Origin of the sequence: Ruegeria sp. R13_0 (assembly GCF_017743995.1) — a bacterium.
Taxonomy (GTDB): Bacteria; Pseudomonadota; Alphaproteobacteria; order Rhodobacterales; family Rhodobacteraceae; genus Ruegeria.
On sequence record NZ_JAGHRB010000005.1, the window covers coordinates 12,248 to 35,188 of the forward strand.

General features: G+C 59.2%; 24 protein-coding genes. 17 read left to right on the forward strand and 7 right to left on the reverse strand.

The features are described from left to right. Window positions 1-49 precede the first annotated feature (49 nt). The 6 genes from J7394_RS07730 to J7394_RS07755 are packed head-to-tail and all read left to right on the forward strand — an operon-like array spanning window position 50 to window position 5,496. Complete coding sequence (locus tag J7394_RS07730; RefSeq protein WP_247748118.1) at window positions 50-1,132, forward strand: alcohol dehydrogenase family protein; 1,083 nt, start codon at window positions 50-52, stop codon at window positions 1,130-1,132. Then, window positions 1,129-1,707, forward strand: coding sequence for a dimethylsulfonioproprionate lyase family protein (locus tag J7394_RS07735; RefSeq protein WP_209252112.1), 579 nt, complete (start codon window positions 1,129-1,131; stop codon window positions 1,705-1,707). Before J7394_RS07730 ends, J7394_RS07735 begins: the two co-directional genes overlap by 4 nt. After that, complete coding sequence (locus J7394_RS07740) at window positions 1,704-2,810, forward strand: mandelate racemase/muconate lactonizing enzyme family protein (protein ID WP_209252114.1); 1,107 nt, start codon at window positions 1,704-1,706, stop codon at window positions 2,808-2,810. The genes J7394_RS07735 and J7394_RS07740 overlap by 4 nt, the downstream gene beginning before the upstream one ends. A 23-nt stretch (window positions 2,811-2,833) precedes the next feature. Continuing rightward, a complete protein-coding gene (locus tag J7394_RS07745) occupies window positions 2,834-3,091 on the forward strand; it encodes a cupin domain-containing protein (protein ID WP_209252468.1) in 258 nt (85 codons plus the stop codon). After that, the gene (locus J7394_RS07750) at window positions 3,088-4,197 is read left to right on the forward strand and encodes a mandelate racemase/muconate lactonizing enzyme family protein (protein WP_170707041.1); all 1,110 of its coding nucleotides are present in this window, start codon (window positions 3,088-3,090) and stop codon (window positions 4,195-4,197) included. Before J7394_RS07745 ends, J7394_RS07750 begins: the two co-directional genes overlap by 4 nt. Before the next feature lie 27 nt (window positions 4,198-4,224). Then, window positions 4,225-5,496 (forward strand): aspartate aminotransferase family protein, encoded by a 1,272-nt coding sequence (locus tag J7394_RS07755; RefSeq protein WP_209252116.1) that lies wholly within the window; start codon window positions 4,225-4,227, stop codon window positions 5,494-5,496. Window positions 5,497-5,724: 228 nt separating this feature from the next. On the opposite strand, the gene hemC is transcribed toward J7394_RS07755, so the two are convergent. Then, window positions 5,725-6,687 carry a hydroxymethylbilane synthase gene (gene hemC, locus J7394_RS07760; protein ID WP_209252118.1) on the reverse strand — a complete coding sequence of 321 codons (963 nt, stop codon included), beginning with the start codon at window positions 6,685-6,687 and terminating at the stop codon, window positions 5,725-5,727. A 105-nt stretch (window positions 6,688-6,792) separates the two neighbouring features. Between hemC and hemE the strand changes: the two genes are divergently transcribed. After that, on the forward strand, window positions 6,793-7,827 hold the full coding sequence (gene hemE, locus J7394_RS07765; protein WP_209252120.1) for a uroporphyrinogen decarboxylase: 1,035 nt from the start codon (window positions 6,793-6,795) through the stop codon (window positions 7,825-7,827). A gap of 56 nt (window positions 7,828-7,883) precedes the next feature. Here the strand turns inward: hemE and J7394_RS07770 are convergent, their stop codons facing one another. Beyond that, window positions 7,884-8,993, reverse strand: a complete 1,110-nt coding sequence (locus J7394_RS07770) for a CaiB/BaiF CoA-transferase family protein (protein ID WP_209252122.1) — start codon at window positions 8,991-8,993, stop codon at window positions 7,884-7,886. 126 nt (window positions 8,994-9,119) lie between these two features. On the opposite strand from J7394_RS07770, the gene J7394_RS07775 reads away from it, so the two are divergent. The 7 genes from J7394_RS07775 (at window position 9,120) to uvrC (ending at window position 15,814) form a co-directional block, all read left to right on the forward strand. Next, complete coding sequence (locus J7394_RS07775) at window positions 9,120-10,049, forward strand: ABC transporter ATP-binding protein (RefSeq protein ID WP_209252124.1); 930 nt, start codon at window positions 9,120-9,122, stop codon at window positions 10,047-10,049. Beyond that, the gene (locus tag J7394_RS07780; RefSeq protein ID WP_209252126.1) at window positions 10,046-10,807 is read left to right on the forward strand and encodes an ABC transporter permease; all 762 of its coding nucleotides are present in this window, start codon (window positions 10,046-10,048) and stop codon (window positions 10,805-10,807) included. Before J7394_RS07775 ends, J7394_RS07780 begins: the two co-directional genes overlap by 4 nt. Window positions 10,808-10,911: 104 nt before the next feature. Next, a complete protein-coding gene (locus J7394_RS07785) occupies window positions 10,912-11,709 on the forward strand; it encodes a S49 family peptidase (protein WP_170668301.1) in 798 nt (265 codons plus the stop codon). Window position 11,710: 1 nt separating this feature from the next. Continuing rightward, window positions 11,711-11,881 carry a hypothetical protein gene (locus J7394_RS07790; RefSeq protein WP_209252128.1) on the forward strand — a complete coding sequence of 57 codons (171 nt, stop codon included), beginning with the start codon at window positions 11,711-11,713 and terminating at the stop codon, window positions 11,879-11,881. Beyond that, window positions 11,878-12,849 (forward strand): calcium/sodium antiporter, encoded by a 972-nt coding sequence (locus tag J7394_RS07795; protein WP_209252130.1) that lies wholly within the window; start codon window positions 11,878-11,880, stop codon window positions 12,847-12,849. The genes J7394_RS07790 and J7394_RS07795 overlap by 4 nt, the downstream gene beginning before the upstream one ends. Before the next feature lie 20 nt (window positions 12,850-12,869). Beyond that, the gene (locus J7394_RS07800; protein WP_209252132.1) at window positions 12,870-13,649 is read left to right on the forward strand and encodes an SDR family oxidoreductase; all 780 of its coding nucleotides are present in this window, start codon (window positions 12,870-12,872) and stop codon (window positions 13,647-13,649) included. Between the two features lie 290 nt (window positions 13,650-13,939). After that, a complete protein-coding gene (uvrC, locus tag J7394_RS07805; RefSeq protein ID WP_209252134.1) occupies window positions 13,940-15,814 on the forward strand; it encodes an excinuclease ABC subunit UvrC in 1,875 nt (624 codons plus the stop codon). On the opposite strand, the gene J7394_RS07810 is transcribed toward uvrC, so the two are convergent. Continuing rightward, window positions 15,811-16,695 (reverse strand): DMT family transporter, encoded by an 885-nt coding sequence (locus J7394_RS07810; RefSeq protein WP_209252136.1) that lies wholly within the window; start codon window positions 16,693-16,695, stop codon window positions 15,811-15,813. The two genes, uvrC and J7394_RS07810, sit on opposite strands and share 4 nt — an antisense overlap. Before the next feature lie 183 nt (window positions 16,696-16,878). Here J7394_RS07810 and pgsA point away from each other — a divergent pair, with 183 nt between their 5' ends. The 3 genes from pgsA to J7394_RS07825 are packed head-to-tail and all read left to right on the forward strand — an operon-like array spanning window position 16,879 to window position 18,259. Beyond that, window positions 16,879-17,547, forward strand: a complete 669-nt coding sequence (gene pgsA / locus J7394_RS07815) for a CDP-diacylglycerol--glycerol-3-phosphate 3-phosphatidyltransferase (RefSeq protein WP_170379168.1) — start codon at window positions 16,879-16,881, stop codon at window positions 17,545-17,547. A 3-nt stretch (window positions 17,548-17,550) separates the two neighbouring features. Continuing rightward, complete coding sequence (moaD, locus tag J7394_RS07820; RefSeq protein ID WP_170379166.1) at window positions 17,551-17,796, forward strand: molybdopterin converting factor subunit 1; 246 nt, start codon at window positions 17,551-17,553, stop codon at window positions 17,794-17,796. A 1-nt stretch (window position 17,797) separates the two neighbouring features. Beyond that, complete coding sequence (locus tag J7394_RS07825; protein WP_209252138.1) at window positions 17,798-18,259, forward strand: molybdenum cofactor biosynthesis protein MoaE; 462 nt, start codon at window positions 17,798-17,800, stop codon at window positions 18,257-18,259. 167 nt (window positions 18,260-18,426) lie between these two features. Here the strand turns inward: J7394_RS07825 and J7394_RS07830 are convergent, their stop codons facing one another. The 4 genes from J7394_RS07830 to ubiA form a co-directional block, all read right to left on the reverse strand. Next, complete coding sequence (locus J7394_RS07830; RefSeq protein ID WP_209252140.1) at window positions 18,427-19,326, reverse strand: DUF2927 domain-containing protein; 900 nt, start codon at window positions 19,324-19,326, stop codon at window positions 18,427-18,429. A 349-nt stretch (window positions 19,327-19,675) separates the two neighbouring features. Then, window positions 19,676-19,996, reverse strand: a complete 321-nt coding sequence (locus J7394_RS07835) for a hypothetical protein (protein ID WP_209252142.1) — start codon at window positions 19,994-19,996, stop codon at window positions 19,676-19,678. 1 nt (window position 19,997) lies between these two features. Continuing rightward, window positions 19,998-21,905 (reverse strand): OmpA family protein, encoded by a 1,908-nt coding sequence (locus J7394_RS07840; RefSeq protein ID WP_209252144.1) that lies wholly within the window; start codon window positions 21,903-21,905, stop codon window positions 19,998-20,000. Window positions 21,906-21,969: 64 nt separating this feature from the next. Continuing rightward, window positions 21,970-22,932, reverse strand: a complete 963-nt coding sequence (gene ubiA / locus J7394_RS07845; protein ID WP_209252146.1) for a 4-hydroxybenzoate octaprenyltransferase — start codon at window positions 22,930-22,932, stop codon at window positions 21,970-21,972. Window positions 22,933-22,941: the final 9 nt, after the last annotated feature.

A 22,941-nucleotide genomic window follows, 5' to 3' on the forward strand; every position in this document is an offset into this window, starting at 1 on the left:
CCCCCGAAACACCTCTGCCGACCTGCGGCGCATTTGAGGAGACTACTGGATGAGTTTGCCTGACACAATGAAGGCGATGGTGACCATGGGTCACGGCGGGTTGGAGCAAATGGTGCTGCATGAAAACTGGCCCCGCCCCGAGCCTGCTGCGGGTGAAGTGTTGATCAAGGTTGCCGCTTGCGGGTTGAACAACACGGACGTGAACACGCGCTCGGGCTGGTACTCCAAGACCGTCACAGATGCGACCACGGGCGGTGCGTTTGAAGAGGTGGGTGAGGATGACCCGACCTGGGGCGGCGCGCCGATTACCTTTCCTCGCATTCAGGGTGCCGATATCTGCGGTGAAATCGTTGCCGTCGGTGCAGGCGTGGATGCAGCGCGGATTGGCCAAAGGGTGATCACCGATGGCTGGCTGCGCGACCCGGACGATCCCGAAAACATGGACAAAACGGGTTACTACGGGTCCGAACGGGATGGCGGTTTTGCTGAATACGCAACGACGCTGGCCGTCAACGCGGTGCCGATCACATCGAACCTGTCGGATGCCGAACTGGCGACCTTCTCGTGCTCCTATTCCACGGCCGAAGGCATGCTGACCCGCGCAAATGTCACGGACAAAGACACGGTTCTGGTGCCGGGGGCCTCGGGTGGTGTTGGTGGCGCGCTTGTGCAGTTGGCCAAGCGGCGTGGTGCGCGGGTGATCGCTTTGGCGTCCGAGGCCAAACACGCCGATGTTGCCGCTCTGGGTCCAGACATGATCCTGCCGCGCGCGCCAGAAAACTTGCGTGCTGCGCTGGGCGATGAGAAGATCACTGTGGTGGCCGACGTGGTCGGTGGGCCCTACTGGGCGAAGCTGATCGACATTCTGGAACGGGGCGGGCGTTATACCTGTTCAGGTGCCATCGCTGGCCCCATGGTCGAGTTTGACCTGCGAACCTTCTACCTGCGCGATCTGACCTTCACAGGCTCGACTGTGATTGACCCGCAGGTCATGCAGAACCTCGTGAAGTACATTGAAGCGGGTGAGATCAAACCCGCACTTGCAGCCACCTATCCGCTTGAGGAGCTTCGGGAAGCGCAAGCTGCGTTCATTGCCAAACAACACACCGGCAATATCGTGGTGATCCCATGACCTTGGATGATGTGCTGCGGGCCGCACAGTTGGTGCATCAAACGCACCACGATCTGTCCGCCTTTGGCGAATGGCCGTCGGACCTGTCGGCGGTAGAACTGGAACCGAACCATATCCCTGCTGCGGATCAGGTGCGCGAGTTGACCCTCTCAGGAAGTGCCGGGACGCAGGCCTTGGTCGAGGCGATCAAGGCGACCACGCATTTGGCCCAGTGGAAACACACCTACACGGAAGAGGAGGTCGGTGCCGAGTTCCTCAGCCGCTATGGCTATTACGAACTATTCGTCCCGACCGGTCATTTTCATTCGACCCAGCTGCGTGGTTATGTCGGCTATTGGGGGCCGGGTCTGGCCTATGACTGGCACAGCCATCAGGCGGAGGAGCTTTACCTGACGCTGGCCGGGGGGGCTCTGTTCAAGGTCGACGGAGAGGAGGCGTTTGTCGGTCAAGGCCAGACACGCAGTCATGAAAGTTGGCAAAGTCATGCGATGACGACAACGGATCAGCCGATCCTGACATTTGTGCTTTGGCGTGGCGAAGGGATGGGCGATCTGCCCAGAATGGACGCGGCATGAAGATCACTCGGATCCGTGTATATCAGACCGGGCTGCCCTATGTTGGTGGCGCCTATGTCTGGGGCGCGGGGAACGCCATCGAAACGGCCACAGCCTCGGTCGTGGTCCTAGACACGGATGCAGGCTTACAAGGTTGTGGCGAGTTCACACCCTGTGGCGAGAACTACATGGTCGCACATTCCGAAGGCGTCGTCGCGCTGGCGCGGCTGGTCGCGCCACACTTGCTGGGAGAAGACCCGCGTCAGGTTAGCCGGATCGAGCAGTTGATGGACCATTTGGTGCAGGGTCACGGCTACGCGAAGGCTCCGTTTGATGCGGCCTGCTGGGATATCTTGGGGCAGGCCTGTGATCAGCCAGTCTGGATGCTGCTGGGTGGAAAGCTGACCGATGGCGCGCCCATGTACCGGGTCGCGCCGCAAAAGGCGGTAGATGAGACCGTGGCCGAGATGAACGCCTATCGCGATCAAGGCTACCGGCAGTTTCAGATCAAGGTTGGTGGTGACTGGGCCACCGATATTGACCGTATCCGCAGCACGGTTCCCTTGCTGCAGCCGGGCGAAAAGGCGATGGCGGATGCCAATCAGGGTTGGCGGGTCGACAATGCGATCCGGGTGGCGAGGGCCACGCGAGATCTGGATTTCATCCTCGAACAGCCCTGCCGCACCTATGAGGAATGCCAGCAAGTTCGCCGTGTAGCAGAACAGCCGATGAAGCTGGACGAGTGCGTGACGGGCATCCACATGGCGCAACGCATTGTCGCGGATCGTGGGGCCGAGATCTGCTGTCTGAAAATCTCGAACCTCGGTGGGCTCAGCAAGGCGCGGCGCGTGCGGGACTATCTGGTGGAAAACCGCATTCCCGTGGTCAGTGAAGACACCTGGGGAGGTGAAATCACTAGTTCGGTCGTGGCGCATTTTGCAGCCTCGACTCCGCCCGAGTATCTTCAGAACACAACCGATCTGATGAACTACAACACCCGGTCGACCGGAATCGGCGGCCCGGTGTCGCGGAATGGCAAGCTTTATGCCTCGGATGCGCCCGGGTTGGGGGTCGTGCCAGATTTCGAAAGCCTCGGGGCGCCGGTAGAGGAGTTCCGCCTGTGAGAGACCAAGCCAAAGCAACCCAGATGATTGACGACGCGCGCGTACGAGTGACGCGGTTTAACTTTGCCCCGGGTGCCGAAACCGGCTGGCACCGCCACGCGATGGACTATGTGATCACCGCCGTCACCGATTGCCACATGCGTTTGGAATTGCCTGATGGAACCGTCAATGAGGTGACAGTGCCTGCCGGAACATCATATCGCCGGGACCAAGGGGTCGAGCACAATGTGATCAATGCAGGGGACCACCCCATGTCTTTCGTGGAAGTGGAACTGAAATGAAGATCACTCGACTAACGGTCTTTCAGGTCGATCTGCCGCTGGAGCATCCCTACTGGCTGTCTGGTGGGCGGCTGAAGTTCGAAAACCTCGACGCAACGATTGTGAAGGTTGAAACGGATGCGGGCGTTACGGGATGGGGCGAAGGTACCCCTTGGGGCCATACTTATGTGCCGGCACATGGGCCGGGTATCCGGGCCGGGATCGAAACCATGGCTCCGTTCATTCTGGGTCTTGACCCCCGCAAGGTGCTGGAGGTTGAGCGCGCGATGGACCTCGCGCTGCCCGGTCACCTATATGCCAAAAGCCCGATCGATATGGCTTGCTGGGATATCGCCGGTCAGGCGGCGGGCCTGCCCATCGCCGATCTGATGGGCGGAGGCTCCCGAACGCCGCGCCCGATTGCCTCGTCCGTCGGGGCGAAGACCGTTGAAGAAACCCGCGAAGTCATCGAACGCTATCGTAGCCGGGGTTACATCGCGCATTCGGTTAAGATCGGCGGCGATGTGGAGAGAGACATCGCTCGTGTTCGGGATGTGGAAAGCCTCCGCCGACCAGGTGAGATTGTCCTCTATGACGTTAACCGGGGCTGGACCCGGCAACAGGCCCTGCGGGTGATGAGCGCATGTGAGGACCTGAACGTCATGTTCGAGCAGCCGGGAGAGACGCTGGACGACATCGCAGCGATATCGGCGAAACATGCCTCGCCCGTCTCGGTGGATGAATCGCTTGTCACATTGCAGGACGCGGCCCGGATCGCGCGGGATGGTTTGGCCGAAATATTCGGGATCAAGCTGAACCGGGTCGGTGGGCTGACCAAGGCTGCGCGGATGCGGGACATTGCGTTGGCTCATGGGATCGACATGTTTGTCATGGCGACAGGAGGGTCCGTGCTGGCCGATACCGAAGCGCTGCATCTGGCCGCCACCATACCCGATGACAATTGCCACGCCGTCTGGGCCTGTCAGGACATGATCACCGTCGACATCGCAGGCGGGCGCGGCCCGCGCAACGTGGACGGCCATCTGCATCTGCCCGACACGCCCGGCCTTGGTGTGCATCCCGACGAAGACGCTCTGGGCGCCCCGGCGGCCGTTTACAGACTCTGATTTTCTTGACGATGGAGATCGCGTGATATGCTCAAGATCAACACTCAATCCGAATGGATCGACCGCGCCAAGGCGGCTCTGCCTGCGGGTGGCTTCGGCAATTTCGACCCCGGCATCATGATCTCACGCGGCGAAGGCAGCCGCGTCTGGGATGAGGATGGCAACGAATACATCGACTACCTGATCGGCTCCGGCCCGATGCTTTTGGGTCATGGCCACCCCGAAGTGCTTGAGGCCGTTCTGGAGCAACTGCCCAAGGGCATGACCTTCTTTGCCAATAACAGCAAAGGTGTCGAACTGGCCGAGGCGATCATCGACGCCGTGCCCTGCTGTGAACAGGTGCGCTTTGTCGCCTCGGGTGGCGAAGCGGATATGTACGCGATCCGTCTGGCGCGCGCCTATACCGGTCGGGATAAGATCCTGAAATTTGAAGGCGGCTATCACGGCATGAGCGCCGAGGCGCAGATGAGTCTCGCTCCAAGCCGTGAGGTGAATTTCCCGCAAGCCGTGCCGGACAGTGCGGGCATCCCCTCAGGCGTCGCCGACCAGATGCTGATCGCGCCTTTCAATGACCTTGAGGCCGTTGAGACGCTGCTGAACGAACATGACGAAATCGCGGCTATCATGGCCGAGCCGTTGCAGCGCATCATCCCTCCGCTGCCGGGATATCTGCAGGGCCTGCGCGCGCTGTGTGACAAATACAATGTGCTGCTAATCTTTGATGAGATCGTCACAGGGTTCCGTCTGGCCTATGGCGGAGCACAGGAACGGTACGGCGTGACGCCCGATATCTGCACGTTGGGCAAAATCACCGGTGGGGGCTTCCCTCTGGCCGCGCTGGGCGCAAGCGCTGAGATCATGAAACATTTCGACAAATCGCAGGTGGGTGAGGCCGGATGGCTGATGCAACTGGGCACTCTGTCAGGTAACCCAGTGGCCTCGGTCGCCGGGTTGAAAACGATGGAGATTCTGCGACGCGAGGGGACATATGACCAGCTGCGCGCGACCGGCGCGGCCTTGCAGCAGATGCAGGTGGATGAGCTGACCAAGGCGGGCATTCCCCATCAGATCTGCGGCGATGAAACGCTGTTTGATGTCTATTTCACGGCAAACCCCTGCCGCGATTACCGCAGCGCGCGGCATGACGACCCCAAACGGAATGCACTTTACAATGATGTCCTGCGGGCGAACGGGATTTTCAAATCTCCGGGCAAACTCTACCCGTCTCTGGCGGTGACTGAGGCCGATCTGGAGCAAACGCGAGACGCCGTGAAACAAGCGGTCGCGGCACTGGGCTGATCAAAACAGTGTTGCACAAAAGAAAACGGGCCGCTGTCATTTCTAACAGCGACCCGTTCACCTATTGCAGTCCGGGCGTAGCCTCGCCCCCTCGAATACTGATTAAAACACCAACAATCTGAAAACTTTCGATACTTTCGAGGCTGTCCAGTCTTGCAACCGGTATGGCCTATTACTGCCACATCTTTGCAAAGGCCACAGTGAAGAAGTTCACTTAAGGTAAATTTATCATATTTTTTTCCAATCGAAGAAACCGGGGCCTGCCTGGCGCAGCAGAGTGTCGGCCATTGCCCGGCCCATCTCGGTGGCGTCTTCGATTGCGCCTGTGGTGTTTTCCGCGATGGACTCGGACCCGTCGGGGCGCAGAACCTCACCCCGCAGCCGCATTTGGCCGTTCTCGATTTCGCAAAGCCCGGCGATAGGGGTCTCGCAAGACCCGTCCAGACCGGCCAGCAGCGCACGTTCCGCCGCCAGACGTTGGCCTGTTTCCGAATGGTGAATCGCCTCAAGCAGTTCGGCGGCCCGGCTGTCTGTTTCGCGGCGCTCAATGCCGATCGCGCCTTGTGCGATGGCGGGCAGCATATCGTCGGTTGAAATCGCGGTGGCAGGGACGTCCTCCATCCCCAGTCTGCGGATGCCGGCCATGGCGAGAAAGGTGCAATCGGCCACACCGTCCGCCAGTTTCTTCAGGCGGGTCTGAACGTTGCCGCGAAATTCGACCACATTCAGGTCAGGACGGCGGTTCAGCAATTGCGCCCGACGGCGCAGGGAAGAGGTGCCGACGACGGCGCCTTCAGGCAGGTCGTGGATCGAGGTGAAGTGCGGGGAAATGAACGCATCGCGCACATCCTCGCGCGGCAGGAACGTATCCAGCACCAGCCCAGCGGGTTGTTCGACCGGCATATCCTTGGTCGAATGGACGGCGATGTCGATATCGCTGCGCAGCATTGCCTCTTCGATTTCCTTGGTGAAGAGGCCTTTGTTGCCGATCTCTTTCAACGGGCGATCCGCGTCGATCATGGCGCGGTTGTCGCCGGTGGTTTTGATCACCACGATCTCAAACGCCTCATCGCTCAGCCCGAACGCATCGCGCAGCCTTTGGCGGGTCTCATAGGCTTGTGCCAAAGCCAGCGGAGAGCCTCGGGTGCCAATTTTCAGCGGCGATGCGGGGGTGGGCAGAGTCAGTGTCATGGGCACAGCTTTAGTCGCGTCACATTGCCCTGACAATGGGGGCAGTGCTTGACAAATTGCCACTGAGCGCCGACCCGTGGGCGAAACGCAAGATTGAGGGCGATGATGGCTGAGACGAAGAAATTGCTGCGGGAACTGGCCGGAGAGGTTCAGGAGATTCCGCCGATCTGGATGATGCGTCAGGCCGGGCGGTATCTGCCGGAATACCGCGCAACCCGCGCGCAGGCCGGGGATTTCCTGTCGCTGTGCTACAATCCCGAACTGGCGGCCGAGGTCACGTTGCAGCCCATTCGCCGCTATGGGTTTGACGCCGCGATCCTGTTTGCTGACATCCTTCTGGTTCCCCAAGCGCTCGGGGCGGATTTGTGGTTTGTCACAGGCGAAGGCCCGCGCCTTTCGACGATCACGCAGCAATCCGATTTTGACGTGTTGAAGCCGGTTGAGGACATTCATGAGACCCTGTCCCCGGTCTATGAAACTGTGCGTATCCTGTCGAAGGAATTGCCCGCCGAGACGACGTTGATCGGATTCGCAGGCGCGCCGTGGACTGTCGCGACCTATATGATCGCAGGGCGCGGCACGCCTGATCAGGGTCCTGCGCATGCGCTGCGCGAGGAGAATAACGTTCTGTTCGAGGCTCTGTTGGAGCGGATTACATTGGCGACGATCGAGTATCTTTCGGCTCAGATCGAAGCCGGGGCTGAGGTGGTCAAGATATTTGACAGCTGGGCCGGGTCGCTGAAAGGCGACGCGTTCCAGAAATACGCGGTTGAGCCATGTCGCGTGATCACGCAGGCCATTAAGGCGCGTCATCCCGGTATTCCAGTCATTGGTTTCCCGCGCGAGGCGGGCGAGGGCTATGTCGGGTTTGCCAAGGCAACCGGTGTGGATTGTGTGGCGCTGGACAACTCGGTCGCGCCTGACTGGGCGGCGGCGCATGTGCAGGTGGATGGCTGTGTGCAGGGGAATTTGGCCTCGTCCCATATGGTGACGGGCGGTCAGGCGCTGGTGGATGAGACGCGGCGGATTGTTGAGGCGTTCTCGAAAGGGCCGCATATCTTCAACCTCGGCCACGGCATTACGCCGGATGCGGATCCTGAGAACGTGCAGTTGATGATCGACACGGTGCGCGGGCGGTAAAGGAAGGGGGCCAGCCCCCTTCTTGGCCTTTGGCCAATTCATCCCCCGGGATATTTTTAGCCAGATGAAGGGGCGGATCGGTCTTGGCCGGAGAGTTCGTCCAGAATGTCTTGGGTGTGTTCGCCTCGGGCCGGGCTGGGTTTGGCGCTCCAGTGCGTGGTCGAGAAACGGGGCGCTGCGGCGGCTTGCAAGGTGCCATCCACGGTTTGCCAGGTTTGGCGGGCGGTGTTCATGGGGTGGTTTTGTGCCTCGACCGGATCAAGGACTGGGGCGACGCAGGCATTGGTTTCGTGAAACAGCGCGGCCCAGTGGTCTCGAGGTTTGCTCAGAAATAGGTCTGTCAGTTTCTTCGTTTGGTCCGGCCAGAGCTTGGGGTTGAATTGCTCCTGCAAGTCGGGGTTTTGTGACAGGCCCAGAATGTTCAGGAGTTCGGCGTAGAATTTTGGCTCAAGGCATTGGACTGTGACAAAGCCATCATCGGCGCAGCGGTAGGTGCGGCTCCAATGTGGGCCGTCGAGCAGGCTTTGGCCGCGGGTCTCGGACAGGTTGCCGGTTTGGCGCATGCTCATCAGCAGGTTCATCATATGCGCCGAACCATCGTAGATGGCCGCGTCGACGACGGTGCCCTGACCGGTGCGCTGGGCGTTGAGCAAACCGGCGAGGAGGCCGGTGACCAGATACATCGCGCCTCCGCCAATGTCTCCGACGAGGGTTGCTGGGGTTTGCGGAGGTGTTTCAGGTTGTGCCGCGTACCAGAGCGCGCCCGAAAGGGCGATGTAGTTCAGGTCATGCCCGGCGGTTTTGGACAAAGGGCTCTCCTGTCCCCAGCCGGTCATGCGGCCGTAGACCAGTTTGGGGTTCATTGCGTGGCAGATGTCAGGCCCTAGTCCCAGTTTCTCCATCACGCCGGGGCGGAAGCCTTCGATCAGTGCGTCGGCGGTGGTGATGAGGTCCTTGGCGGTGTTCAAGTCGGTTGCATCCTTGAGATCAAGCGCAATTGACCGTTTGCCGCGGTCCAGCACCGAGCGTTCCGGCATGCCGGGTGTCACACTGCCGCCCTTGCGGTGGATGGTGATCACATCCGCGCCGAGATCAGCCAGCAGCATGGCCGCGAAAGGGCCGGGGCCCAAGCCTTCGATCTCGATAATGCGTATTCCGTTCAGCATGGATATCTCCGGTAAGTGCAGCGTTCCCCGGACCCTACAGCAATTCCGCGCAGAGCTCTGTGCGAAATTGGCCTGTTCCACCGGGAGGCGAAACGATAGGGTCTCTGCCAGAACGGGGAAACAGGCATGGCTACCATTTTGTCGATCAAGGACTTGCGCAAATCCTATGCTGACGGGTTCGAGGCGCTGAAAGGCGTGTCGCTGGACATCGAGGAAGGCGAAATCCTTGCTCTGCTCGGGCCGAACGGGGCGGGGAAGACGACGCTGATCTCGACCATTTGCGGGATCACCACGCCGACCTCGGGCAGTGTTTCGGTCGGTGGGCACGATATCCAGGCCGAGTTCCGCGCCGCCCGCAAAATGATCGGGCTGGTGCCGCAGGAGATTGCGCTGGAGCCGTTCGAGAAGGTCTATAACACGGTCCGTTTTTCCCGAGGGTTGTTTGGCTATGGCAATGACAGCGCGCGGATCGAAGAGATCCTGCGCAAACTGTCGTTGTGGGATAAACGCAAGAACGCGATCAAGGAACTGTCCGGGGGCATGAAGCGTCGCGTTCTGATCGCCAAAGCCTTGGCTCATGAACCGCGCATTCTGTTTCTGGATGAGCCCACCGCCGGTGTCGATGTCGAGCTGCGCAAGGATATGTGGGAGATCGTCGCCGAGCTGAAGCAGGCGGGCGTCACCATCATTTTGACCACGCATTACATCGAAGAAGCCGAAGCCATCGCTGACCGTGTGGGCGTCATCGACAAGGGTGAGCTGCTGCTGGTTCAGGACAAGGATACCCTGATGGCGCAGATGGGTAAGAAACAGATCGAGGTCATGCTGACCGAGCCAATCTCGGCCATCCCGGACGGTTTGGCCGCGCATAATCTGGTGCTGAACGGAAATGGCGATGCGCTGATCTATACCTATGACACCAATGCGGATCGGACCGGGATCACAACGCTGCTGAATGACGTGGCCCAATCGGGGTTGGTCCTGCGGGATGTGCAGACGAAGCAATCCAGTCTGGAAGAGATCTTCGTCAATCTGGTATCGGGAGAGGCTGCATGAACTGGACCGCCATTGCCGCCATCTACCGGTTTGAGATGGCCCGGTTCTTCCGCACCTTGGCGCAGAGCTTTCTGTCGCCGGTCCTGTCGACCTCGCTGTATTTCGTGGTCTTTGGCACGGCCATCGGCAGCCGTATTCAAGAGGTTGAGGGCGTCTCATACGGGGCGTTCATCGTACCAGGGCTGATCATGTTGTCGGTAGTCACGCTGGCGATCTCGAACGCCTCGTTCGGGATCTATTTTCCCAAGTTTCTGGGCACGATCTATGAGTTGCTCTCCGCCCCAGTCAATTTCATCGAGATTGTCATAGGTTACGTAGGCGCGGCCGCCACCAAGGCGCTGTTCGTCGGTCTGGTGATCCTTGCGACCGCGACATTCTTCGTCGACATCCGGATCGAGCATCCGCTGGCGATGGCCGCGTTTCTGGTGCTGTCCTGCCTAAGCTTCTCGCTGTTGGGGTTCATAATCGGGATATGGGCCAGTAACTTTGAGCAGATGTCGTTGGTGCCGCAGTTGGTTGTCACACCGCTGATCTTTCTAGGGGGCACGTTCTATTCGATCTCGATGCTGCCGCCGCTATGGCAGACGATCACCTTGTTCAACCCGGTGGTTTACCTGATTTCGGGCTTCCGCTGGTCGTTTTATGGGCTGGCAGATGTACCGATCGTGTTCAGCCTTTTGGCCATCGTGGCCTTCACCGCACTGTGCCTTGCGATCATCTGGTGGATCTTCAAAACAGGCTGGCGCATCCGCAGCTAGTGCGTTGCATTTTTGCCCATCGGTGTGAGGAAATTGTCTAACGCCGCGTTTTGCATTCGGCGAGTCCCTTGTTTAGCCGATGGGGGCACTCTACATCGGCACCCATGAAACTCAGCCTGCCTTTTATCAAAAAACCGCCCGTTGTGGCCGTCGTTCGCCTGTCCGGTGCCATCGGTATGGCCGGGCGTGGCGCGTTGAATGATACTTCGCTGGCACCTGTGCTGGAAAAGGCCTTTCGCAAAGGCAAGCCTGCGGCCGTCGCGCTCGAGGTCAACTCGCCCGGCGGGTCGCCTGTGCAAAGCTCTCTGATCGGCGCGCGTATCCGGCGGCTGTCGGAAGAGCTTGAGATACCGGTCGTGGCCTTTGTCGAAGACGTTGCGGCCTCGGGCGGGTATTGGCTGGCGGCGGCAGCGGATGAGATCTGGGCTGATGACAGCTCGGTCCTTGGGTCGATCGGGGTGATCTCGGCCGGGTTCGGCGCACATGAGTTTCTGGTGAAACAGGGTTTTGAGCGGCGCGTTCATACGGCCGGGAAATCTAAATCCATGCTCGACCCGTTCCGTCCGGAAAAGGAAGAGGATGTCGCGCGGCTGGAACGCCTGCTCGAAGACATCCACGAGAATTTCATCACCCATGTCAAAACCCGTCGTGGGGACAAGCTGGACGCAGATGCTGATCTGTTCACTGGTGAAATCTGGCTGGCGCGACGCGCGCAGGAGCTGGGCTTGATCGAAGGCATCGCCCATCTGAAACCCAAGATGCAGGAGCGTTTCGGCGACAAGGTGAAGTTCCGCCGTTACGGCGTGCGTAAACCACTTTGGTCACGTTTCGGGGCCGCGCTGGCGCAGGACGCCGTAGCGGGGCTAGAGGAGCGGGCGGCCTTCGCGCGTTTCGGTCTGTAGCGTGATCATCAAGATCGTCACTCTGTTTCTGGTCGCCATGGGTGTTTTGGCGATGTTCGGCAAGCTGCGCTTTCCGGGGCAAAACCGGCTGAGTTCTGCCAAATGTCCGCGTTGCGGGCGGTTCAGGATCGGCAAAGGCCCCTGCGCCTGTGAAAAAGGAGGCCGGACATGACGGCATGGCTGCTCTCCGGCCTTGGATTGCTGATCTTGCTGCTGGCAGGTGATGCGCTGGTGCGCGGCGCGGTGAACCTGAGCCTGCGGCTGGGTGTGCCCGCCCTGATCGTCAGCCTGACCATTGTGGCGTTTGGCACATCGGCACCCGAGCTGCTGATTGCGATCAGCGCGCTGCAGGAAAACGCGCCGGGCATTGCGCTGGGCAACGTTGTCGGATCGAACACGGCGAATATCCTTCTGGTTCTTGGCCTGCCTGCCTTGTTGGCGACCCTGCACACCAGCGAATGTGATAGTCGCAAGAACTATGTCTTCATGCTGCTGGCAACGGTTCTTTTCATCGGATTGGCCTTCTGCGGGGTGTTCAATCTGATCAGCGGCGCCATTTTGCTGGCCGCCCTTGGGCTGGTGTTGTGGAACGCGTTTCGCGAAGCCAAGGCGCATCGCAAAGCCTGCGCTGATGCAGCCGGGGCATGTGCCGACGACGAAGAGCTGGACGGTCTGGAAGAGGCCGATCCGAACATGCCCTATTGGAAGATCTCGATCTACGTGATCCTTGGCCTGATTGGCCTGCCCATGGGCGCGCATCTGCTGGTCGAAAACGCCACTGAAATCGCCCTGATGTACGGGATCACCGAGACGGTGATCGGTTTGACACTTGTGGCGGTCGGGACCTCTCTGCCCGAATTGGCAACGACCGTTATGGCGGCGCTACGGCGTCAGGCGGATGTGGCGCTTGGCAATGTGATCGGATCGAACATGTTCAATCTGCTGGCCATCGTCGGTATTGCCACGTGGTTCGGCAACATCCCGGTCGATCCGGAATTCCTTGAATTCGACCTGTGGGTCATGCTGGGCGCATCGCTTCTGCTGATCCCGTTTGTGTTCTTCAAACAGGATATTTCGCGGATCTGGGGTCTGGTGTTGACTTTCCTTTATGCGCTTTATGTCACCACATTGCTGATGTGATCTGACGGAAAGAGGTATCCATGTCCCGAGCGCTAGTAACCGGAGCCGGCATCCGCTTGGGCCGAGCCATGGCCCTTTATCTGGCAGGGCGCGGGTATGATGTAGCCGTACATTATGCGACCTCGGAACAACCTGCGGCTGAGACGGTTGCAGAAGTTCGGGCGCTGGGCCGCAAAGCTGTGGCGCTACAGGCCGACCTGCTGGATGAGGAACAGGTGACCGCCCTGCTGCCTCGCGCGGCTGAGGCTCTGGGTGGGCCGATCACTTGTCTGGTCAACAATGCGTCGGTTTTTGAGTATGACAATATCCACACGGCCACGCGCAAAAGTTGGGACCGGCATCTCGACAGCAACCTGCGCGCGCCTTTCGTTCTGACACAGGCCATGGCCGAGCAGGGTTTACAGCCCGAGACGGATGCGCAGGGAGAGCCGCAGGCCTCTGGCTTGATCGTCAACATGGTCGATATGCGAGTGCGGAAACTGACGCCTGAATTCATGAGCTACACCATCGCCAAGATGGGCCTGTGGGCGCTGACGCGCACGGCTGCTCAGGCGCTGACACCCGCTATCCGCGTCAACGCCATCGGCCCCGGACCGACCATGCAGGGCCATCGTCAGAGCGAACAGCACTTCAAAGCGCAACGCGCTAATACAGTGCTGGAGCGGGGCTCGAACCCTTCAGATATCACCGCAGCTTTGGGTTATTTTCTGGACGCGCATGCCGTCACGGGGCAGCTTTTGTGTGTGGATGGCGGGCAGCATCTGGGGTGGCAAACGCCTGACGTGCTGGGCGTAGAATAAGTAAATCTGCTGCAAGTTTTGCACCGCTCTCATTTGCGTTACTTAGTCGTTACAAAAACGTCTTATTTTTCATACACTTGCTAAGTGCATAAAAAAATAAATATAAAAAACAAACACTTAAACATGTGCCTGTTTTTTGTGCAAATTAACGAACAAGCAAGGAAACAAGGAAGAATCCGCGCTCACGGAAACTTATCTTCATACTTATCCACAGAAACCGTGGATTTGTTTTCTCTTGAACTGAAGCGCCCAAGATTGCAGCCATAGACAGAGAATCATATCTCAGGCCCATGACAACCCAGGACGAATCGACACCCGAGCTTCAGCCCACCGGCTATGCCTGCATTCAGCGCTATGTGAAAACGCTGGACAGCTCGCCCGGTGTGTATCGGATGTTGGATGCGGACAGTCGGGTTCTGTACGTTGGCAAGGCGCGGAACCTTAAGGCGCGGGTGTCGAACTATACGCGGCCTGGGCACTCGGGACGGATCGAGAAGATGATCGCCTCGACCGCCTCAATGATGTTCCTGACCACGCGGACTGAGACCGAGGCGCTGCTGCTGGAGCAGAACCTGATCAAGCAGCTCAAGCCCAAGTACAACGTGCTTCTGCGCGACGATAAGAGTTTCCCGAACATTCTGGTCGCCAAGGATCATGCTTATCCTCAGATCAAAAAGCATCGTGGCGCCAAGAAAGAGAAGGGCGCATATTTCGGCCCGTTTGCCAGCGCGGGTGCAGTGAACCGGACGTTGAACCAACTGCAGAAGGCATTCCTTCTGCGCAACTGCTCGGACTCTATGTTCGACAGCCGCACGCGCCCCTGCTTGCTCTATCAGATCAAGCGGTGTTCGGGGCCATGCGTCGGGCTGATCTCGGAAGCCGACTACCGCGAAAGCGTCAAGGATGCCGAACGCTTCCTTTCGGGCCGGTCCACTAAGGTGCAAGAGGAGTTGGCCGAACAGATGATGGCCGCCTCCGAGGCAATGGAGTTCGAACGCGCCGCCGGTCTGCGGGATCGTATTCGTGCGCTGACGCAGGTGCAGACCAGCCAAGGCATTAACCCGCGCGGCGTGACTGAGGCGGATGTGATTGGCCTCTATATGGATAGCGGGCAGGCCTGTGTGCAGGTGTTCTTCATCCGCGCGAACCAGAACTGGGGGAACAAGGATTTCTACCCTCGTGTCGGCGCGGATGTGTCCCCGGCTGAGGTGATGGAGGCGTTCCTCGGCCAGTTCTACGACAACAAGGAACCACCGCGTCAGCTGATCCTGTCGGACGGAATCGAAAACGCCGACCTGATGGAACAAGCGCTGACTGAAAAAGCCGGACGCAAGGTGGAAATCCTCATCCCGCAGCGCGGTGAGAAACAGGAACTGGTCGCTGGAGCCCTACGCAACGCGCGCGAGTCGCTTGCCCGCCGCATGTCGGAAAGTGCCACACAGGCCAAACTGCTGCGCGGTGTGGCTGAGGCATTTGATCTGGATAACCCGCCGGGTCGAATTGAGGTCTACGACAACTCGCATATTCAGGGCACCAATGCGGTTGGCGGCATGATTGTCGCTGGCCCCGAGGGGTTCATGAAAAACGCCTATCGCAAGTTCAATATTCGCGGCGATGACCTCACGCCCGGCGATGACTTCGGGATGATGAAAGAGGTGCTGACCCGCCGCTTCACCCGTCTGCAAAAGGAAGATCCGGATCGCGAAAAGGGCATGTGGCCCGATCTCCTGCTGATCGACGGCGGGGCCGGGCAGGTGAGTGCCGTGCATGAGATCATGGTCGAGCATGGCGTTGAAGACATCCCAATGGTCGGCGTCGCCAAGGGCGTTGATCGGGATCACGGCAAAGAGGAATTCCACCGGATCGGTCAGCGTGCTTTTGCCCTGAAGCGCAACGACCCCGTGCTGTATTTCATCCAGCGCTTGAGGGATGAGGCGCACCGATTTGCCATCGGAACCCACCGTGCAAAACGGGCTAAGGCCGTGGGCGCGACACCACTGGATGAAATCCCCGGTGTAGGGGCCGCTCGCAAACGTGCGCTGCTCACTCATTTCGGCAGTGCCAAGGCGGTCAGCCGGGCCAATCTGGCGGATCTGAAAGCGGTCGAGGGGATCTCGGCCGGGTTGGCGCAGAAGGTCTATGATTTCTTCCACGACAAGGGCTAGGCCTTTCGGCCGCGCCACAGGATATACAGCCCCGAGGCCACGATCAGTGCGCTGCCGATCCACATGGTCTGATCCAGTGTTTCGCCAAACATCACTACGCCCAGCCCGACGCCAAACAGCAGGCGAGAATAGCGGAACGGTGTAACGGCCGAGACCTCACCCGTTCGCATGGCTTTCATGAGCGAGGCATAGGCGGCAGTGCCCATCAGGATCGCTCCGCCTACGTGCAGGCTCGTGTTCAGGTCCAGCGGAGCCATCGGCACCCCTTCCCAGAACTGATAGGCCAGACCAGCCACGATGATGCAGAGGAAGCCGTAAAAGCCCAAGACCTCGGTCCCCAGTGTCGCGGGTGCGGCGCGGCTGGCCAGATCACGCCCGGCGAAGCCAAGCATACCCAGAACAGCCAGGATCGACAGGGCCGAGAAGCTGTCTCCGGTCGGTTGAATGATGACCACCACGCCGATCAGACCGACCAGAATGGCGCTCCACCGTCGCCAACCGACGGTTTCGCCGAAGAACAGCGCGGCACCTGCCACCACGACCAGAGGGGTCGCCTGCAGGATCACGGTTGCCGCTGACAAAGGCGTCAGCGTGATCGCCAGCACATAGAACATCCGTCCCAGAATCTCGAACAGAACACGCACTTTCATGGGCCGTGACAGCACATCCCGATGCAACAAGCTGGCGCCACGCAGCAGGGCGACGGCGGCAAAGATGATCGCGCCACCGGAACCGAACAGGATCAGGATCTGCCAGATCGGCAAATGCGCCGAGGCGCCTTTCAACAGCGCATCCTCGAGCGCGAACAGTGCCATGCCCGCGATCATCCACGCGCTTCCGATCAGGTTCGATCGGGGGTCGGTTCGAATATGTGCGGTCATGGTCTTCCGTCGCTGCTGAGCCGTGCGCCAATCTGACCGCAAAGCCGCCGCGGGCCAAGCTGTAACTGGCCGAGAGTTCCTGGTTGCGACCCTTTGACTTTTTGCCCCACAACCCTCTGTGAACCGGTCAGTTTTTCATTTGTCTGTCTTTTCTGTCCTTGGGTGGCGATGTAGGGTCGTTTCATGAAGTGGAACTTGCCCAATATTCTGACCTTGCTCCGCCTGCTGGCCGCGCCCGGTCTGGCTGTGATGTTTTTGTATTTCACCCGCCCTTATGCCGACTGGTTTGCCCTCATCCTGTTCATGTCCGCCGCGATCACTGACTGGTTCGATGGCTATCTGGCGCGGGCGTGGAAGCAGGAAACCAAGATGGGCGCGATGCTGGATCCGATTGCCGACAAAGCCATGGTGGTGATCGCGCTGATGATCCTTGTTGGCTATTCGACCGAGCATTGGACCCCGTGGCTAGTGCTGCCGGCCACCGTGATCCTGTTTCGCGAAGTGTTCGTCTCGGGCCTGCGTGAATATCTGGGTGATGTCGCCGGAACGCTCAAAGTGACCAAACTGGCCAAGTGGAAGACGACGGCCCAGATGTTTGCCATCGCCATCCTGTTCTCGCAGGGGATTTTTGAGCATAACTTCGTCATGGCCACCTTCGGCATGGACCCTACGATCATAGATCAGGTCCTGACCGGAGAGGCTGAAGATATCAACAACATCCGCTGGCACCTTGAAGGGATGTTCTGGTCAGGGCGCATTGGCCTGTGGCTGCTGTGGATTGCCGCCACGCTGACATTGATCAGCGGCTATGACTACCTACGTAAAGCCATGCCGCATCTGAAGGAGAGCTAACCGATGGACGTGCTGTATTTCGCCTGGGTCCGCGAACGCATCGGCCTGCCGAAAGAAAAGGTCGAAACACAAGCTGCGACCGTGTCTGATCTGGTGGCCGAACTCAGCGCGCGTGAGGACCGCTATGCTGCGGCCTTTGCCGATCTCTCTGCGCTTCGAGTGGCCTTGGATCAGGAGCTGTCGGATTTTGATGCCCCCTTGGCCGGAGTGCGTGAGGTTGCGTTCTTTCCACCGATGACGGGCGGCTGAGATGCGGATCGCGGTTCAGGAAGAGGCGTTTGATCTGGGGGCCGAGGCCAACGCCTTTGCAGCGGGCGACGACGCCAACGGGGCGATCGTGACCTTCACGGGTGTCGTGCGCGATCTGGCCTCCGGCGATCTGGATGTGATGGAGATCGAGCACTATCCCGGCATGACCGAACGCGCGCTGACCAAGATCGCGCAGGAGGCGCAGGAGCGTTGGTCGTTGGGTGATGTTCTGGTGATCCACCGCCACGGCAGGCTGGCTCCGGGCGATCGGATCATGATGGTCGCGACAGCCGCACCGCATCGCAAGGACGCGTTCGAGGCGGCAGAATATCTGATGGACTACCTGAAATCCCGCGCTCCGTTCTGGAAGAAAGAGATCACCAAATCGGGTGCCGAATGGGTGGCCGCGAAGGACGAAGACGAAGACGCCCTGACGCGGTGGGATGGAAAATCGCAATTCTAGGCTTCTTGATGCGGTTTTTCTGAACAAAAGCATCTTACCCCAACACGCACCATCGACCCAAGCGTCAAGTATTTCTAGCCCAATACCGGCTGTGCGGGACAAAGCTACTTTAGAAGAATTGACCTAAGCCCCGGAGTAGTTGGCATCTCAAGGATGCAAACGGCATACTAAGATTTTTCCGGACAACTGCTACCTATAAGCTCTTCGACGCTACTCTTAGTTTCCTCAATCAAAGTGCCAACGCCAAATTCATCCCGATATAGAATTTTTAGTAGTAGTAAGTCAAAATCCGACAATTCAACATCTCCCTGACTATGCGAAAACTCGTAGTCAAAGATGCTGCCGACCTCCACACCTTCAGAAATCCCAAAAGTATTGTAGAATTCCTCAGATATGCACCGCCTCATTGTCACTTCGTCAATGTCTGTCCGGATCCATATTTGAGCTCTTTCAATGCGACCGTGCGTCGTAAGATGATTTATTGCGACGCAACTTTGATCTGTTTTGAGAAACTCCCTAAAAAGTGCCTCTAGCTGACCTTTTTCTTCCGAGTTTGCCGCCACACTCGGTGGAGCTATCCACGCATTTAGATGTTCTTGAAACCGACGGGATGCAAAATCTTTGTCAACAAAGACCAAGAAGATAAAGTTATCAGCGTTCTTCGGCTTTTCAAAAATGGCACGGACACCGGTCACGGAACTTATTTCTTCCAGCGTCTTCAACAAAGCGTCTTCCGCGACAAAGGCTATTTCCGTTGACGGAAATCGCTTCTCACCCCTTACGACCAAAAAATAGTCTTCCGTTCTTTTGTGCAACTTAGCACTGCACACTCCCCCTTCCGAAAAACAAAATTCGCGCTGATGCACCATCATTGAGAATCTATCGGCGAACGTCATGTCTTCGCTTTTCTGATAGTTATCAATTATTTCACATTCACGCGGACTCAGTAGTTCAACCGCATTCGCGTTGTTTGCCAGCAACGCAAAACACAGAGTGAATATCTGGCTAGCCCCCAAACACGGCAACAGGCGACGTTTGACTCTCTTCAAAGCTGCCTCCAGCGTCAAAAAAATACCCCATTCTGGATGTACAAAATAACGAGACGAAAGCAACCTGAGACGATGCAGGCGGGCGAACTGACATCGGAATAGTCTTTAAAGGCAGTCTGACGCCGCGAGCAGGGACATGCAGTTTTGCCCTTGCGGAATTGCCGGCAAGCGGCCTTAGTCGACATTCTCTAAAGTGCTTCGGACTGATCGGCACCTCTGCGTCTAGTTCGTGCTCCAAAGGTGTTTGACTGGCGCGCGTTGCGATGTCGAGAGATCACCTAGTTGCTGATCCATCTATGAAGGTTGGGTGAGATTCGTATGACATTCAACAACCGGTCAGCGCGAAGATCTCAACCGAGTGGAATTTCTAGTCCGCGTTGTTGATGCGTCCGCGTAGTTCTTCGGCTTCTTGCCGGGCGGCGCGGAGGCCGTCCATGGCGGCGGCCAGTTCTGCCTCGGTCTGGGTCAGCTGGTTGGTCAGCTCAGCCTCGCGCTGCTGCAGATAGGTGATGGCCTGGTCGCGGGTTTCCTCGGCCTCGTGCAGTTCCTGGCTCATACGGTCCAGATCGGCCACGTCGCTTTGGCGCACGCGGGACAGGCGATGGGCCAGCCAATTGGCAAACCATCCCATACAGAAAGCCGCGAACAGGATGACGGCGGTGGCGATGATGAATTCTACTCTGTTCAACTTACTGGTCCTCTGCTTCCGCATCCGGCGCGGTCGTCTCGGTCTGGTCTTCCGCCCCGGCCTCAAGCGCCTCGAGGCCGGTTTCCGAGGCCTCGGTGGGTTCCGGCCGGATCAGGCGGAACTCAATCCTCCGGTTTTCTTCGCGGCCCTCTTCGGTGTCATTGTCGGCGATGGGCTGTGTTTCGCCATAACCGACGGCCGTATAGCTTGAGGTCGGAATGCGCCGTCCGCGCAGCTCGTTCAGGATTGACTGCGCCCGCGCCTGGCTGAGTTGCTGGTTCATCTCTTCCCGGCCCTGACTGTCGGTATGCCCCTGAATCTCCATCCGGATCGGGCCGCAATCACGCAAGATATCGGCGATCTGATTGACCGTATCGCGCGATTCCGCAGCGATGGTGGCCGAGCCCGGCTCGAATGCGATTTTGCTGGCGGCCTGAATTTCGGCGATACCTTCTTCACAGAGTTCAGGATCGGGCAGCGCGTCTTCGGGTTCGGGCGGGGCGACATAGGTGATCGACAGGGTGAAGTTCTGCGCATCACCCAGCTTGTCTGACAACAGACCCGCGATCCGGGCCTTGGTCTCTTCATCATGGCTGATGCCGTTCAGGTCTACCAGCTCAGGCGTTACGGTCAGTGCGCCGTTATGCAGTTGTGACAGGGCCTCAAGCCCGGCCAGAACGCGCACGGGCCAATCCATAGGAAGGTCCGACGTGATGCGGGTCGCGGTATAAACATTGTCGGACCCAAACGCCGCGCGGGCGTAGCTGTCGACCATGTCGCGCAGGACGTCGTCACCAACGCGGCCGCGTAATTGGATCAGGCCCTCGGGGCTGCGGGTGGCAGAGAACTCGATGGGTCCGGTCTCATCCGCTACTTCGGGTTCGGGCAGAACGGCATGCAGGGCGAACACCTCGGGTAGGGCGTTTTCCAGCTCACCCACGACGCGGTCGAACAGCGCCGGGTTCGTGCCTTGAGCTGCGACCAGAGTGATATCCGCATCCGACATCGTCACCGATCCTTGCCCGATTTCGGCAAGCGCGTTGATGCTCTGTTCTGCGGCTTCCGCCCAGCGGGGTGAGGGCACACCCAGACCAATGGTGCAGAAGGAGGGTCCGGCAAGACCGGCCTCCTCCGCCGCTGCGATGATCTGATCGCGGGCGTCTTCATCCTGGGCAGAACAGGCGTCGAACTGCCCTCCGGCCTCGTCAATCAGGTAGCGTAGGGTAAAGGGCGTGATCACCGGACGCGGGGCTGATATGGATAGACCAATCCGCACGCTTGGCGGCGCGGCGCGCGTCAGATCTTGCTCCAGCCGCTCTTTTTCCTGCTGGCTGTTGGCAATCGCGGTGATCCGGACAAGGCCGGGGCTGGCCGAGATCTTGGCGCGCGGCAGGTCGGACAGGGCCAGCACGGCATAGGCCAGCGCATCATCCCAGCCGTCGGGTTTCGGATAGTCGGCGGTCTCGACCAGATCCGAGACGGAATGGCGGCTGTCCAGCGCCTGCAACCCGTCCATAAGGGACTCGCGGTCCTCGCTGGCCGGGATCAGGCCGATCACCGAGACACCGCTGTCATTGCGCAGGATTTCCACGGAAAACCTGGGGGCGGCCAGCGCCGATGTGGCGGCCACATCCATTTCATCAATGACCCTGGAGGTGTCGACCTCGGTTCCGGCGGCGGTCAGGGCATTGAAGCGGATCGCCTCATCCGGCGCTGTGCCAGTGAGGATAACGCGCAGGCCGTCGGATTCGACCTCGGCCCAGTTGTGACCTTTCAGGTCCAGCGCGCGCCGGACGGCGAATTCCGAGGCGTCCTCGACCTTTGTCACGGCAAAGCCCGCAGCCAAAAGGGACAGACCGGCAGAGACGAGAAAGATCAGGCAAACAGCTACAAAATAGGGCAGACGCATATGCGGGCTTCAGACTCCTCGGGCGTTTGGGCGGGGTTGTACAGGCCCCGGCGCGCAGGTGCAATCAGAGCAGCAGCGCGACGCAGAGGAAGATCAGCGGAATTAGGCCGGTATCCCGGTTCGACCGGAAAAGCATCAGCAATTTGGCATTGTCCTCGATGTTCAGATTGCGCAGCTGCCATAGCATATGCCAGCCCATGGCCCATGGTCCGCCCAACGCAATCGTGACAATCCAGAACGGCGACTCCGGCACGCCTGCGTCAATGATCGCCAGCCCCATCAGAGAGATTGTGGCGATCAGAAAGTACTTTAGCCATCTGGCCGTATCCGCCCCGAACAACCGCGCGGTGGATTTGACACCGATCAGCGCGTCGTCCTCGGTATCCTGATGCGCATAGATCGTGTCGTAGAACAGCGTCCACGCGATGCCCGCCAGATACAGCGTCACCGCAGGCCAGCCCAGCGATCCGGTATGGGCCACCCAGGCCAGCAACGCCCCCCAGTTGAAGGCCAGCCCCAGAAACACCTGCGGCCACCACGTAAAGCGTTTGGCAAAGGGATAGAGGGCAACTGGCACCAGCGACAGAACGCCCATGAGGATAGCTGCAGTATTGAAGCTGAGCAGAATGCCCAGCGATATAAGAGCCTGCAGACCCATCCAGATCACGGCTTGCCGCACGCTGACCTGACCCGAGGGGAGCGGACGGGATTTTGTGCGTTCGACCTGCGCGTCGAAATGGCGGTCGGTGATGTCATTCCACGTGCATCCCGCGCCGCGCATCAAAAATGCTCCAATAGCACAGCCGATCGCAATCCATGCATCCTCCAGCCGTGGCGTGCCATCGCTGAGGATTGCCAGCGCCAGCCCCCACCAGCAGGGGATCAGCAACAGCCACGTTCCGATTGGCCGGTCCGCCCGGCTCAGCCGCAGGTAGGGGCGGGTGAAGGCGGGCGCGCGGGTGTCCACCCAATTGCCGGTGACAGCATCAGCGACCTGACCGTCTGGTGTTGGAGCATTGCCTTGCATATGTAGGGT